Origin of the sequence: Roseivivax sp. THAF197b, assembly GCF_009363255.1 — a bacterium.
In the GTDB taxonomy this organism is placed as follows: Bacteria; Pseudomonadota; Alphaproteobacteria; order Rhodobacterales; family Rhodobacteraceae; genus Roseivivax.
The window spans coordinates 2,288,544-2,302,216 of record NZ_CP045318.1; the positions used below are offsets into that span (position 1 = coordinate 2,288,544).

Annotated in this window: 11 protein-coding genes; 7 read left to right on the top strand and 4 right to left on the bottom strand. The window is 65.1% G+C overall.

Features of this window, described 5'->3' with window-relative positions; translation table 11 throughout:
• Positions 1-20: 20 nt before the first annotated feature.
• The gene (locus FIV09_RS11190) at positions 21-1,133 is read right to left on the bottom strand and encodes a Ppx/GppA phosphatase family protein (RefSeq protein ID WP_152450022.1); all 1,113 of its coding nucleotides are present in this window, start codon (positions 1,131-1,133) and stop codon (positions 21-23) included.
• A gap of 159 nt (positions 1,134-1,292) precedes the next feature.
• On the opposite strand from FIV09_RS11190, the gene FIV09_RS11195 reads away from it, so the two are divergent.
• From FIV09_RS11195 to FIV09_RS11215, 5 genes are all read left to right on the top strand, one after another.
• The gene (locus tag FIV09_RS11195) at positions 1,293-2,243 is read left to right on the top strand and encodes a hypothetical protein (RefSeq protein ID WP_152450023.1); all 951 of its coding nucleotides are present in this window, start codon (positions 1,293-1,295) and stop codon (positions 2,241-2,243) included.
• A 177-nt stretch (positions 2,244-2,420) separates the two neighbouring features.
• On the top strand, positions 2,421-2,717 hold the full coding sequence (locus FIV09_RS11200) for a virulence factor (protein ID WP_152450024.1): 297 nt from the start codon (positions 2,421-2,423) through the stop codon (positions 2,715-2,717).
• A gap of 28 nt (positions 2,718-2,745) precedes the next feature.
• On the top strand, positions 2,746-3,666 hold the full coding sequence (locus FIV09_RS11205) for a methylenetetrahydrofolate reductase (RefSeq protein WP_152450025.1): 921 nt from the start codon (positions 2,746-2,748) through the stop codon (positions 3,664-3,666).
• Positions 3,667-3,677: 11 nt separating this feature from the next.
• Complete coding sequence (locus FIV09_RS11210; RefSeq protein WP_152450026.1) at positions 3,678-4,352, top strand: HAD family phosphatase; 675 nt, start codon at positions 3,678-3,680, stop codon at positions 4,350-4,352.
• Positions 4,349-5,398: a methyltetrahydrofolate cobalamin methyltransferase gene (locus FIV09_RS11215; protein WP_152450027.1), complete on the top strand. Its 1,050-nt coding sequence runs from the start codon at positions 4,349-4,351 to the stop codon at positions 5,396-5,398. The genes FIV09_RS11210 and FIV09_RS11215 overlap by 4 nt, the downstream gene beginning before the upstream one ends.
• A 410-nt stretch (positions 5,399-5,808) precedes the next feature.
• Here FIV09_RS11215 and FIV09_RS11220 read toward each other — a convergent pair whose 3' ends face one another.
• The 3 genes from FIV09_RS11220 to FIV09_RS11230 form a co-directional block, all read right to left on the bottom strand.
• On the bottom strand, positions 5,809-7,608 hold the full coding sequence (locus tag FIV09_RS11220) for an NAD(P)/FAD-dependent oxidoreductase (RefSeq protein WP_152450028.1): 1,800 nt from the start codon (positions 7,606-7,608) through the stop codon (positions 5,809-5,811).
• A 91-nt stretch (positions 7,609-7,699) separates the two neighbouring features.
• Complete coding sequence (gene mfd, locus FIV09_RS11225) at positions 7,700-11,188, bottom strand: transcription-repair coupling factor (protein WP_152450029.1); 3,489 nt, start codon at positions 11,186-11,188, stop codon at positions 7,700-7,702.
• A 38-nt stretch (positions 11,189-11,226) separates the two neighbouring features.
• On the bottom strand, positions 11,227-11,754 hold the full coding sequence (locus FIV09_RS11230) for a component of SufBCD complex (protein ID WP_152450030.1): 528 nt from the start codon (positions 11,752-11,754) through the stop codon (positions 11,227-11,229).
• Between the two features lie 179 nt (positions 11,755-11,933).
• Between FIV09_RS11230 and hemB the strand changes: the two genes are divergently transcribed.
• The gene (gene hemB / locus FIV09_RS11235) at positions 11,934-12,932 is read left to right on the top strand and encodes a porphobilinogen synthase (RefSeq protein ID WP_152450031.1); all 999 of its coding nucleotides are present in this window, start codon (positions 11,934-11,936) and stop codon (positions 12,930-12,932) included.
• Positions 12,933-13,078: 146 nt separating this feature from the next.
• Positions 13,079-13,636 (top strand): YSC84-related protein, encoded by a 558-nt coding sequence (locus FIV09_RS11240; RefSeq protein WP_152450032.1) that lies wholly within the window; start codon positions 13,079-13,081, stop codon positions 13,634-13,636.
• Positions 13,637-13,673 lie beyond the last annotated feature (37 nt).

A 13,673-nucleotide genomic window follows, 5' to 3' on the forward strand; every position in this document is an offset into this window, starting at 1 on the left:
TTCCCCTGTCCGCGCCCCGTTCAGTACGGCGCGTCTTCCAGCACCCCATGCGCCGACATCTGGGCGTAAAGCAACCCCTCACGCAGGCCGCGATCGGCCACGGACAGCCGGTCCGTGGGCCAGCAGCGCAGAAGCGCTTGCAGGATCGCCGCACCGGACATGATCAGCGCCTGCCGGTCCTGCCCGATCCGCGGATCGCGCCGTCGCCCGTCCGGGCCCATGGCGAGGTAATTCTGGATCACCGTCTCGATCTGATCCGACGTCATGCGCAGCCCGTCCACCTTGGTCCGGTCGTAGCGGCGCAGCCCCAGATGCGAGGCGGCGACGGTCGTGACGGTCCCCGAGGTGCCGACGATCTGGAACCCTTCGCGCGTCTGTTCGTCCTTGTATGGCGCGAACTCGGCGAGGTTTTCCTCGAAATACCAGGACATGAGCGCATAGCGCGCAGCGTCATCCTCCACGTCCGAAAACTGGTCCCGGAGGGTTGCCACGCCCAGCGGCACGGAAATCCAGTCGACGACCTTTGCCGCCGGAAACGGACTGTCGGTGGTGTGAAACCCGGCATGGAGCCGCATGATCGCCCGCGGCCGGTCGCGATGCGGCACCGATGACAGGTCGATCCAGACAAGCTCCGTGGAGCCGCCGCCGATATCGACCACCAGAAGCTGTTCGGTGCGGGTCGAGACGAGGGGCGCGCAGGAAATCACCGCAAGTCGCGCCTCCTCCTCGGTCTGGATGATCTCGAGCGGCAGGCCGGTCTCGCGCCGTACCCGGCGCAGGAAGTCGCGCGAATTGGCCGCGCGACGGCACGCCTCCGTCGCGACAAGCCGCATATGCTTGACCTTGTGACGCTTGATCTTCTGCTGACAGACGCGCAGCGCCGCAATCGTGCGGCCCATGGAACTGCGCGACAATCTGCCCGTTCGCTCAAGCCCCTGGCCGAGCTGCACGGATTTGGAAAAGCTGTCGACCACGTGAAACTGACTGCCCTTGGGTTGGGCAATCAACATGCGACAACTATTGGTGCCCAGATCGAGCGCTGCATAAAGCTCCGCCGGATCTGGGGTTGCGGGCGCGAGGCTCTCAACCGGTTTCGGGAAAGCGCCCGCTCCGCCGGGACGCTCAGGCGCCATGACTACGCGCCTTTCTCGATTTCAACTTGTCTATAACGATAAGCATTCCGGGCGCTTCCGGCAATGCCAATGTCACGCTGCAGCCGCATCCTTGCATAAAATCCGGCCAATCGCGCCCCTGCCCTTGCGGTGCGCGGAACGCACCCCGATCATCTGCCCATGCATGACACCGCCGCCCGAATTTCGCCCCGAGATGCCCCTGCCGAGGAGGCCGGGACGGGCCTGTTTTTCCACCTCGGGGTGCATCGTACGGGCACCTCGTCGTTCCAGGAATTCCTCGCGCTGAACCAGCAGGTGCTGGAGGAGGCAGGCTTCAACCTGGCCGTGGCCAACCGCGATTCCGCGACGCTGTCGAGCCTGAAGCTGCGCCTGCCCGACCCGCGGCATTTCCGCCGCAACGACCTGGAGGAGCGGCGCGAATTCCTGCTTGAGGAGATCGAGAAGCACCACCTGAACGCGGCGCCCAAATCGATCATCTCCGAGGAAAATATCCCCTCGGGCTTTCAGGGGCTCTTCTCCGACCGGCCTTACGGCGCGGCCTATGATCGTCTGGTCTTCATGCGCAGGGAGATGACGCGCCCCATCCGGCGGGTGCTGCTGGTCATCCGCTCCTATGACAGCTTTCTCAAATCCGCCTATCGCAAACGCTGCGAGTTTCGCCTGATCGACCCGTTCGAGGCCTATGTGCCTTTCGCGCTGAAATCGAAGCGCGGCTGGTTCGATCTTGCCGGGGACATCCTGCGCGCGCTGGAGCCCGAAGCGCTTGTCGTGCTGCGCCAGGAGGACCGGCCCAGCCATATCGAGATGCTGCATCACCTGATCCCGGAGACGCAGGGGTTAGCGCTCAGCAACATCTCGGATCAGGTCAATGTCAGCCCCACCGACGCGGCCTGCCGCGCCATGCAGGCGATTTTCGCGGAGGGGCGCAAGCTGGGCGTCGGCGCCACACGTCGGCTGATCGCGGAGTATGCCGACGACAAGAGCGGGCCCTCCATCGCCGAATTCAGCCCAGAAGACGCGGAGGTTCTGCGCGCGCGCTATGCCCGCGACCTCCGCCGCATCTCGAACCTCGCGGGCGTGGAGATGCCGGGATTTGCCCCGGCAACATGAACAGCCCTCAGCTTTGAGGTGAGGGGTTTTCCAGTCCCGGGCTGTGGTTATCCCCGTGGGGGCGGCCTATTCTTCCCCTAGGTCGCGCGCAGGACATCGAGGGTCGAAAACCGACGCCGCGCGCCGAGGCTCCCGCGCTAGGGATGCAATACGGAAAGAAGAAGGAACCGCCGAACCATGCCCGACGTCACCATCGTTTATTGGCGCGACATTCCCGCCCAGGTGATCGTGGGCAAGGGCCGCCGTGCCGACAAGGTGCAGCTTCCCGAACGGTTCGAACAGGCCATCGACCGCGCCGCGATGAAGTCGGGTGCGGCCGAGACCGACGCCTATCTTGCAGAATGGCGCAAGGGCGATCCCTATTCCGTGGACGGCATCCCCGCCGACGTGGCCGCGTCCGAGGCGCAGCGCATCGAGGCGGATTATGATCAGGCCCGGCTGAAGGCGCTGATCGACAACCATGGCCGGGCGTAGACCGCTCGGGCGCGCGACGGAGTTCCTCATGGCCCTGCTCAATTTCCGCACCAAGACCAAATCCGCCCCGCTGAGCGGCGATATCGGCGCGTTTCTCTCCGGCCATTCGGTCGAGGTCATGCCGCGCACCGCTGAAAAGGTCGAGGACTTCACCACGCTCTTCGCGCCGGGCACGCGCATCTACATCGCCCATATCGACGGCACGCCCATCGAGGACATGGTGGCAACCGCCGCCCGCCTCGCGCGCGACGGCTTCGCGGTCATGCCGCATTTCCCTGCCCGGATCATCGCCGATCAGGCGATGCTCGCCGACTGGATCGCGCGCTACCAGGGCGAGGCAGGCGTCACGCAGGGCCTCATTCTCGCCGGTGGTGTGGCCGAGCCGCGGGGCGCCTTCGACAGCTCCATGCAATTGCTGGAAACAGGATTGTTCGACCGCACGGGCTTCACCCATCTGCATGTGGCAGGTCACCCCGAGGGCAATCGCGATATCGATGTCTCGGGCGGTGAAGAGGCCGTCATGGACGCCGCGCGCTGGAAGCAGGCCTTCTCCGAGCGGACCGATGCGGAGATGGCCATGGCCACGCAATTTGCCTTCGAGGCGCAGCCCATCATCGACTGGACCGAGCGCCTGCAGGCCAACGGCATTCACCTGCCCGTTCACGTGGGGCTGGCGGGGCCCGCGAAATTGCAGACGCTGATCCGGTTCGCCATTGCCTGCGGCGTAGGCCCCTCCCTGCGCGTGTTGCAGAAGCGCGCAATGGATGTCACCAAGCTGGTGCTGCCCTACACGCCCGATGAGGTCGCAGCCGACCTCGCCCGCCACAAGGCCGCGCACCCGGACAGCCTGATCGCGGGGGCGCATCTGTTCCCGCTGGGCGGCATCAAGACCAGTGCCGACTGGGCTGCGGGCCATCTGGCCGCGGCGCCTGCCCGCGCAACCCTCTGATCGGAGACCGAATGCCTGCCGCGCTGCTTTTCGACCTCGACGGAACCCTGATCCATTCCGATCCGATCCATGTCGAGGTCTTCGGCGATCTCTATCGTGAGCGCGGCAAGCCCTTCGAGACTGCGGATTACTACCGGCACATCCATGGCCGCGAGAATGTTGCGATCTTCTCCGAGGCCTTTCCCGACGAGGACCCCCATGCCCTGGGCGACGAAAAGGAGGCGCGCTTTCGCGACAGGCTTGCGCGCATCGACGCGCCGATCATGCCTGGCGCATTGGCGCTGATGGAACGCGCGACGCGCGCAGGCTGGGCCATCGGGATCGTCACGAACGCGCCCCGCGACAATGCCGATGCGATGCTGGGCGCGCTCGGCCTGACCGAGTTCGCGCAGGAATTGGTGATCGGCGGCGAGTTGCCGCGCGCCAAGCCCGATCCCCTACCCTACCAAGAGGCGATGCGCCGTCTCGGCGTCACGCCCGACCGCGCCGTGGCCTTCGAAGACAGCCCCTCGGGGGCCCGCGCCGCGCGCGGCTCCGGCGCCTTCACGGTCGGCATCCGCTCCAGCCTGGGCGATCACGATCTGCGCCAGGCAGGCGCGCATCTGACACTGACCGATTTCACCGATCCCGCGCTCGAGCATGCCCTCGCGCGCCTCACAGACGAAACAGGAGTTTCCCTTTCATGACCCGCACCATCCTAGAGAGCAAAACGAAGACGGCGATCATCGGCTTCGACCAGCCCTTCTGCGTGATCGGCGAGCGGATCAATCCCACGGGCCGCAAGAAGCTCGCCGCCGAACTGGAAGCGGGCGATTTCTCGACCGTCGAGAAAGACGCCGTGGCGCAGGTCGAAGCCGGGGCGACCGTGCTCGATGTGAATGCGGGCGTGGTCTACAACTCGAACCCCAACCCGAACGAGACCGAACCGCCGCTGATGCGCCAGGTGCTCGAACTCGTGCAGGGACTCGTCGATGTGCCGCTCTGCATCGACAGCTCCGTGCCTGCAGCGCTCGAGGCGGGCCTCGAAGTGGCCCATGGCCGCCCGCTGGTGAACTCCGTCACAGGCGAGGAGGAGCGGCTCGAACAGATCCTGCCGCTCGTGAAGAAATACAACGTGCCGGTGGTGGCAATCTCGAACGATGACACCGGCATTTCCGAAGACCCCGAGGTGCGCTTCGCGGTCGCCAAGAAGATCGTCGAACGCGCCGCCGATTACGGCATCCCGGCCCATGACATCGTGGTCGATCCGCTGGTGATGCCGATCGGGGCCATGGGCACGGCGGGCCTGCAGGTCTTCACGCTGGTGCGCCGCCTGCGGGAGGAGCTGGGCGTGAACACGACCTGCGGCGCGTCGAACATCTCCTTCGGGCTGCCGAACCGGCACGGGATCAACAACGCGTTCCTGCCCATGGCCATCGCCTCGGGCATGACCAGCGCGATCATGAACCCGATCGCCCTGCCGGTCCCCGCCTCGAAGATCGCCGAGAAGCGTGCCGAGGTGGAGGCCGCAGGCATCGCCCTGCCCGACGGCATGGACGATGAGACCTTCTGCCGCCTCTTCGGTCTGGGCTCCACCAAGCCGCGTGCGGGCAAGGAGATGGAGGCCATCCGCGCCGCCAACTTCCTGACCGACAATGACGCGTCCGGCGCCGAATGGATCAAGTTCAACCGCGTACCCGGCGCCGCCCCCGAAGGCGGCCGCGCAGGCGGACGCCGCCGCCGCCGCGCGTGAGCTGGAAAGCGGGGGCGCAAGCCCCCGCCCCGGTCGCCGCGCGCCAGCGCGGCGAAACCTGAACCGCATGCCGCCACCCGAAGCCCGCCCACTATTCCGCAGCCCAACGCTTTCAAGCTACCGGCCTCGCCGATCTGCGCCGCCCGAATGCCCCTGATCCTGTAAACTCCGCACCCGCCGCGCGCCCTCGGGCCGCCAGGTGTCGGCCTTCTCCGCCCTCGGCTCCTCGACGCAGAGACCGCGCGCCCTGCCCTCTCACGCGCAACGCCCCTTACCCTTCACCTTTCCAAAAAAACGCACAGCCCGGCCTGCCGCCCCTCGCACCACCTGAGGTGAAGCGCAAAAAAAACGGGGGGCGACAGCCCCCCCGCCGGTCGCCGCGCGCCGGCGCGGCGAAACCCCTTTCGGGATCACCCGGTGTGATGCACGTCCTGCAACGCGTAGACAGGCGTCTCCAGCCCCTCCATCCGCGCCTTCAGCTGCAGCGCGAGATAAAGCGAGTAATGCCGCGACTGGTGCAGGTTGCCGCCATGGAACCACAGCGCCTCCTGCTGCGTGGGCTTCCACATGTTGCGCTGCTCGCCTTCCCACGGCCCCGGATCCTTCGGCGTGTCAGAGCCGAGGCCCCAGCACTTGCCCACCTTGTCCGCGACCTCCTGGCTGATCAGGTCCGCCGCCCAGCCATTCATCGAGCCGTAGCCCGTGGCCAGCACCACCAAATCGGCGGGCAGTTCGGTCCCGTCCTCCAGCACCACGCCGGTTTCAGAATATTCCTTCACTTTCCCATGAGCGAGCTTGATCTTGCCGTCGATGATGAGCTGGCTCGCGCCCACATCGATGTAATAGCCGGAGCCGCGCCGCAGGTATTTCATGAACAGGCCCGAGCCATCCGCGCCCCAGTCCAGCCGGAACCCCGCCTTCTCGAGCCCGTCATAGAAGTCCTTGTCGCGCTCCTTCATCTGCTCGTAGAGCGGGATCTGGAACTCGTGCAGGATGCGGTAGGGCAAGGAGGCGAAGATCATGTCCGCCTTCTCGGTGGTCACGCCGCCCGCGACCGCCTCTTCGGAATAAAGCGCGCCAAGACCAATATCCATCAGCGTGTCCGACCGCACGATATGCGTGGTGGAGCGCTGGACCATGGTCACGTCGGCGCCCGCTTCCCAAAGCGCCGCGCAGATATCATGGGCGGAATTGTTTGAGCCCACCACGACGCATTTCTTGCCGGTATAGGCGTCGGGGCCGGGATGTTCCGAGCTGTGCTGGATCTCCCCCTTGAACCTGTCCTCGCCCGGAAAAGACGGCTTGTTCATCTTGCCCGACATGCCGGTCGCGAGAACCAGCTGCTTGGGGCGAAGCGTGACTTCCTCGCCGTCGCGGTCAACCACAACGGTCCATTCGCCCTTGGCCTCATCGTACGTTGCTGACTTCGCCTCGGTCTTGGCCCAGTAGTTCAGCTCCATCACGCGGGTATACATCTCGAGCCAGTCCCCGATCTTGTCCTTCGGCGCAAAGACCGGCCAGTTCTCGGGGAACTTGATATAGGGCAAATGGTCGTACCACACGGGATCATGCAGGCAGAGCGACTTATAGCGGTTGCGCCAGCTATCGCCGGGCCGCTCGTTCTTCTCGATGATAATAGTCGGCACGCCCAATTGCCGCAGCCGCGCGCCAAGCGCGATGCCGCCCTGCCCGCCGCCGATGATGAGCGTGTCGGGCTGGGTCTCGTAGCCCAGCGTCTTCATTTCCTCTTCGCGCTTTTCGCGCCATGTCTTCTCATCGGGATCCGCGCCGTGCTTGGCGCCAAGCGGACGGCCGTGGCCTTTCGGCTCCTCGAAGCCTTTCAGCTCGTAGAGCGCCGTCAACAGCGTCCAGATCTTGCCGTCGCGGATGCGCATCAGACCTTCGCCACGCCCCGTCGCCGTCTCGAAATTGATCCAGGCGGTGATCACGCCGCCCTCCTCGGCGGGTATTTCGCCGTCCTGCAGCTTGAAATCGCGCAGTTTCACATGGTCGAGCTGACTTTTGAGCATGTCCTCGACACCGCCCGGACCCTCGACGGTCTTAAGGTTCCAGGTAACCGAGACAAGGTCGCGCCAGAAGCTGTCATCGGTGAAAAGCCGCGCAACCGCCGCCGGGTCGCCCTGGGCCAAGGCGGCATTGAGGTCGTCCAGCACGGCCTGCGTCTGATTGCTTGCGCTTGTGTCCAACATCTCCATTCCTCCCTACGTTGACGTAAGGGAAGACTGGCACCCGCCCCGCCTGCGACGGAATGGGACCAAAGGACACGTTGCGGCTTTTCGCTCAGGCCTTGGCTTTCGCCTTCGCGGCCTTCTTGGCTTTCTTCGCGTCGCGCACCTTTTCCGCAAGGTCGCGGGCGATGGCGAAGGCCCCTTCGATCTTTGCCTTGTCCGAGGACCAATCCCGCCGCACGACGATCTTGTTCTCCTTGATCTTCGCAAGCCCCTTCTGGGCGTGCAGGAACTCCATCAGCCCCTCGGGCGCCGCGAACTTGTCGTTGTGGAACTGGATCGTCGCCCCCTTGGGGCCCCCGTCGAGCTTCGCGATCCCAGCCCGTTTGCACATGGCCTTGATGCGCACGATCAGCAGGAGCGTGTTCACTTCCTTGGGCAATTTGCCGAAACGGTCGATCAACTCCGCCGCGAAGCCCTCAAGCTCGACCTTCGTGGTCAGCGACGACAAGCGCCGATAGAGCCCAAGGCGCACATCGAGATCGGGCACGTAATCCTCGGGGATCATCACGGTCACGCCCAGATTGATCTGCGGCGACCATTGCTCGTCGAAATCCTGAATGCCCTCGACCTCGCCGGAGCGGATCTTGGCAATCGCCTCCTCCAGCATCGATTGATAGAGCTCGTAGCCCACATCGCGCATCTGGCCCGATTGCTCTTCGCCCAGAAGATTGCCGGCACCGCGAATATCGAGGTCCTGGCTCGCGAGCGTGAAGCCCGCCCCCAGCGTGTCGAGCGATGACAGAACCCGCAGCCGCTTTTCCGCCGTGGCGGTCAGCTTGGCGCGCGGCTTCGTCGTCAGATAGGCATAGGCCCGCGTCTTGGAACGGCCCACCCGGCCCCGGATCTGGTAAAGCTGCGCAAGTCCAAACATGTCCGCGCGATGCACGACCATCGTATTCGCCGTGGGAATGTCGAGGCCGGATTCCACGATCGTCGTGGCCAGCAGGACATCGTATTTGCCATCGTAAAAGGCATTCATCTTGTCGTCGAGCTCGCCCGCCGCCATCTGGCCATGGGCTACGACGTAGGACAGTTCGGGCAATTGCTCGCGCAGGAATTCCTCGATCTCGGGCAGGTCCTTGACCCGCGGGCAGACATAGAAGCTCTGCCCGCCGCGGTAATGCTCGCGCAAAAGCGCCTCGCGGATCGTGACGGCGTCGAACTCGCTCACATAGGTGCGGATTGCGAGCCGGTCGACGGGCGGCGTGCCGATGATCGACAGATCCCGCACGCCCGACAGCGAGAGCTGCAGCGTGCGCGGGATGGGGGTCGCGGTCAGCGTCAGCATATGCACGTCCGAGCGCAAGGCCTTCAGCCGTTCCTTGTGAGCGACGCCGAAATGCTGCTCCTCGTCGACGATGACGAGACCCAAGTTCTGAAACTTCACCGATTTCGACAGAAGCGCATGGGTGCCGACGACGATATCGACGGTGCCCTTGGCCAGCCCTTCCCGCGTGGCATTGGCGTCCTTCTGCGACACGAAGCGCGACAGCGGCCGCACCTGAAGCGGGAAGCCGCGGAAGCGTTCGGCGAAGCTTTTGTAATGCTGGCGCGCCAGCAGCGTGGTGGGCGCGATCACCGCGACCTGCACGCCGGACATGGCGGCGATGAACGCGGCGCGCAACGCCACTTCCGTCTTGCCAAAGCCCACATCGCCACAGATCAGACGATCCATGGGCTGGCCGCTGGTCATGTCGCTCACGACATCCTCGATCGCACGGATCTGGTCGTCGGTTTCCTGATAGGGGAAGCGCGCAAGGAAACTGTCCCAAGCGCCCGGCGGCGGGTCGAGCACCGGCGCCTTGCGGAGCGCGCGCTCGGCGGCGATGCGGATCAGCCGGTCCGCCATCTCCTTGATGCGTTCCTTGAGCTTGGCCTTCTTCGCCTGCCACGCGCCGCCGCCCAGCTTGTCAAGAAGGCCTTCTTCATGGCCGTAGCGCGACAGTAGCTCGATATTCTCGACCGGCAGATAAAGCCGCGCGCCCTCGGCGTATTCGAGCGTCAGGCATTCATGCGCAGCCCCCGCGACGGTGATGACCTCCATGCCCTGGAAGCGCCCGATGCCGTGATCGACGTGCACGACCAGATCGCCGGGTGCCAGCGATTGCGCCTCGGTCAGGAAATTCTCCGCCCGGCGCTTTTTCTTCGGTGCCCGGATCAGCCGGTCACCCAGAACGTCCTGTTCGGAGATGAAGGTCGCGTGGCCGTCGCCGAAGGGACCAACAAAGCCGTGCTCCAGCGCCCAGACGGCGAGGTAGAGCCCGCGTTTGCCGATCCGCGTACCATTGGCGATCTCGATCGCCTCGCCCAGCCCCTCATCCTCGATGAGCCCGCCCAGACGTTCGCGGGCGCCTTCGGAATAGGAGGCGATGATGACCGGCCCGTCTTCGAGCTTTTTCTTGACATGATCCGCCAGGCTTTTGAAAAGACTGATGCTTTCCTGTTGCCGCTCAGGCGAGAAGTTGCGCCCGAGGCGCCCGCCTGCATCCGCCGTGTTCGGCCCCGTGGCCTGCGGCAGCGGCGACAATTGCACCTTACGGCGATCCGCAACTGCCGCGTCCCAGGCCTCCTCGTCGAGATAGAGCAGCTCGGGCGGCGCGGGCTTGTAGACCGAATCGAGGCGGCTTTTCTCCTTCAGGGCCAGCCGCCGCGTCTCGTATTGATCGGCGATCTGCTCCCAGCGGGCAATCCGCGCGGGCGTGGCCTGATCGTCCAGCAGAACAGGCGCGCCCGGCAGGTAATCGAACAGGGTCTCCAGCCGTTCATGAAAGAAAGGCAACCAATGCTCGATCCCCTGATGCTTGCGCCCCGCGCTGACCGCCTCATAGAGCGGATCGTCGGTGCCTGCCGCGCCGAACTCGATCCGGTAATTCTGCCGGAAGCGCGTGATCGCGGCCTCGTCCAGAATGACCTCGGATACGGGCGCGAATTCCACCGCCGACAACTTGTCCGTGGTGCGCTGGCTGGCCGGATCGAAACGCCGGGCTCCATCCAGAACGTCGCCGAAAAGATCGAGCCGCACGGGCCCGCCCTCGCCCGGCGGAAAGACGTCGATGATACCGCCACGAATGGCGTAATCGCCGGGCTCCATCACCGTGGGCGCCTGGCTGAAGCCCATCCGCACGAGGAAATTGCGCAAGCCCTCTTCATCGATCCGGTCGCCGACGCTGGCGGTGAAGGAGGCCTCGCGCAGCACGTCGCGTGCCGGAAGCCGCTGGGTCGCCGCGTTCAGCGTGGTCAGCAGAACGAAGCGCGACGGGCCGCCATGAACGAGGCCTGCAAGCGTGGCCATGCGCGCGGCCGAGATATCGGCATTGGGCGAGACACGATCGTAAGGCAGGCAATCCCAGGCCGGGAAGGACAGGACCGGCATGTCCGGCGCGAAAAAAGCCAGCGCCTCGGCCATGCGCGTCAGGCGTTTGTCGTCACGCGCCACGAAGACGACCGGCCCTTCGGCCTTGTCCACCTCGCGCAACAAGAGGGTCGCGTCGAAACCCTCGGGCGCGCCGCCCATCTTGATCTGCGTATTACCTGCCATGGCATGGGCAAATGGCCCGCCCGCAGCGGCGCGTCAAGTCACCCGCCGAAGGGACCGACGGCCATGTTCTGGTACATGCCCCATAACGCGGTCACGAAGATCGACACCATACCGATGGCCTGCACGCCCACCCGGTGCCGCGACAAGCGACGACGCAGTCCCGCGCCGTGGAGCGCGTCCTCGCGGATGATGCGGGCCGTGCGCGTGCTGAGAAGCGCGACGATCGACATCGGCATGCCCAGAAGGAACAGCGCCTGCGCCAGTTCCACTCCGAAGCCGAAACCCGAAATCGCCAGCATCGACAGCACGAAGGCACCGAGCCCGGTCAGCCACAAGCCGGCTTCGGCCGCGATGAAGAGCAGACGATTGGCATTGATGCGCACGAGATCTTCGAGATCGCTTTCGGCTTGCCCGCCATTCTTGGCCGCCCGTCCGACCATGTCGAAGGGCACGCCCAGCACCCAATGGCTCGCTGAAGACCACATCACGGCGAGCGCGATCCAGAACCACAGATTCGAGAAGGATCGCATGTCGATCACTTCGAAGACTTTGAGATGCCAGTCCAAACAGGGCCTCCGGACCTTGAGTATGGGGACTGTCTAACGGGGCGGTGAAGGCTTGCCCAGAGGGTCCGGGCGCGGCTTGGGCCGGAATGTTGCCGCCGCGCAGGCCCGGCGCGGGCTGGACTTGGCGCGGCAGACCGGACATCAAGAGCGGGCACATCGTCACGACCGAAAGTCCGCCCATGCAGCCGCTCCACGCCCCCTTCCCCGCCACACGGTTTCGCCGCACGCGCAAATCGCCTGCCCTGCGCGCCCTGGTGGCCGAGACGACGCTCGCGCCCTCCGATTTCATCTGGCCGGTCTTCGTGCGGGATGGCGAGGATGTGGTCGAGCCGATCGCCTCCATGCCGGGCGTGAACCGTCTGTCGGTGGACCGCGTCGTGGCCGCGGCTCGCGAGGCGCATGCCTTGGGCATCCCGGCGATCTGCCTCTTTCCCTATACCGATCCAGCCCTCAAGACCGCCGATTGCGCCGAGGCCTGGAACCCCGAGAACCTGTCGAACCGCGCCACCCGCGCCATCAAGGAGGCGGTGCCGGACATCGCCGTTATGACCGATGTGGCGCTCGATCCCTACAATATCGACGGCCATGACGGCTTTGTGGAGGATGGCGAGATCGTCAACGACCGCACGGTCGAGGCGCTGGTGAAACAGACGTTGAGCCAGGCGCGCGCGGGCGCGGACATCATCGGGCCTTCGGACATGATGGATGGCCGCATTGGCGCGATGCGCGCAGGGCTGGAGGCCGAGGGCTTCGACAAGGTCTGCATCCTGTCCTATGCGGCGAAATATGCCTCGGCCTTCTACGGGCCCTTCCGCGATGCGGTGGGCGCTTCGGGCGCGCTCAAGGGCGACAAGACCACCTACCAGATGAACCCGGCCAATACCGACGAGGCACTGCGGCTCGTGGCGCGCGACCTGTCCGAGGGCGCGGATATGGTCATGGTCAAACCGGGGATGGCCTATCTCGACATCTGTTCGCGGGTGAAAGAGGCCTTCGGCGCGCCGATCTTCGCCTACCAGGTGTCGGGCGAATACGCGATGCTCGCAGGGGCTGCGGAGCGCGGCTGGCTCGACGGTGAACGGGTGATGATGGAAAGCCTGATGGCCTTCCGACGCGCGGGCTGCGACGGGATCCTGACCTATTTCGCCCCGGCTGCCGCAAAACTCCTCAACGGATAGCGGTTTCACGCCGAAAGCGCCCAATATCGGGTGACATTTTCGCCCATGGGCGATATTTTGCACATGAACCGGCGAAAGACCGGCGCCGGGCCTTCGCGGCCCCGGCATATCAGGCAAAAACCAGGCAAAAAACAAAGAGCGGTACAATGACACATCTGACCCGACGCGGCTTCACCCTTGCGCTTGGCGCGACAGGGCTGACGGCGGCCTGCAATAACGGCATTGGCACGAACAATGCAGCCGTGATCGATGCGCGCGTCGATTCCACGCTTTCCACCCTGTACCGGACCTATCCCGGCACGACCCAGCTGCGCGACAAGGCGTCGGGCATCATCGTGATGCCGCTGGTGACCGAGGCGGGTCTCGGACTTGGCGGCGCATATGGTCGCGGCGCCTTGCGCGTGGGCGGTGTGACGGTGGATTACTACTCGGTCACCAAGGCCTCGGGCGGTCTGCAGATCGGCGCACAGCAATATGCGCATGTTCTATTTTTCATGACGCAGGAATCGCTGATGAATTTCCGCCGTTCGCCCGGCTGGTCGGCGGGCGCCAACGTGGAATACGCCATTCCCGAGGGCGGCGAGACGCTGGCCGCCGAAACGCTGACCTCAACAGCGCCCGTGATCGCCGTGGTCTTCGGTCAGGCAGGGCTGCGGCTGGGCGCGACCCTCGAAGGGTCCAAGTACACCCGCATCATTCCCTGATCCGGCGGTGCGGGCGCCGAGCGCCCGCGCTTGTCAT

Excerpts from the sequence above, each read along its gene's own strand:
- FIV09_RS11215 (WP_152450027.1), top strand. The coding sequence starts at position 4,349 with ATGACCCGCACCATCCTAGAGAGCAAAACGAAGACGGCGATCATCGGC.
- FIV09_RS11200 (WP_152450024.1), top strand. The coding sequence starts at position 2,421 with ATGCCCGACGTCACCATCGTTTATTGGCGCGACATTCCCGCCCAGGTG.
- FIV09_RS11240 (WP_152450032.1), top strand. The coding sequence starts at position 13,079 with ATGACACATCTGACCCGACGCGGCTTCACCCTTGCGCTTGGCGCGACA.
- FIV09_RS11195 (WP_152450023.1), top strand. The coding sequence starts at position 1,293 with ATGCATGACACCGCCGCCCGAATTTCGCCCCGAGATGCCCCTGCCGAG.
- FIV09_RS11210 (WP_152450026.1), top strand. The coding sequence starts at position 3,678 with ATGCCTGCCGCGCTGCTTTTCGACCTCGACGGAACCCTGATCCATTCC.
- FIV09_RS11190 (WP_152450022.1), bottom strand. The coding sequence starts at position 1,133 with ATGGCGCCTGAGCGTCCCGGCGGAGCGGGCGCTTTCCCGAAACCGGTT.
- mfd (WP_152450029.1), bottom strand. The coding sequence starts at position 11,188 with ATGGCAGGTAATACGCAGATCAAGATGGGCGGCGCGCCCGAGGGTTTC.
- FIV09_RS11220 (WP_152450028.1), bottom strand. The coding sequence starts at position 7,608 with ATGTTGGACACAAGCGCAAGCAATCAGACGCAGGCCGTGCTGGACGAC.
- FIV09_RS11205 (WP_152450025.1), top strand. The coding sequence starts at position 2,746 with ATGGCCCTGCTCAATTTCCGCACCAAGACCAAATCCGCCCCGCTGAGC.
- hemB (WP_152450031.1), top strand. The coding sequence starts at position 11,934 with ATGCAGCCGCTCCACGCCCCCTTCCCCGCCACACGGTTTCGCCGCACG.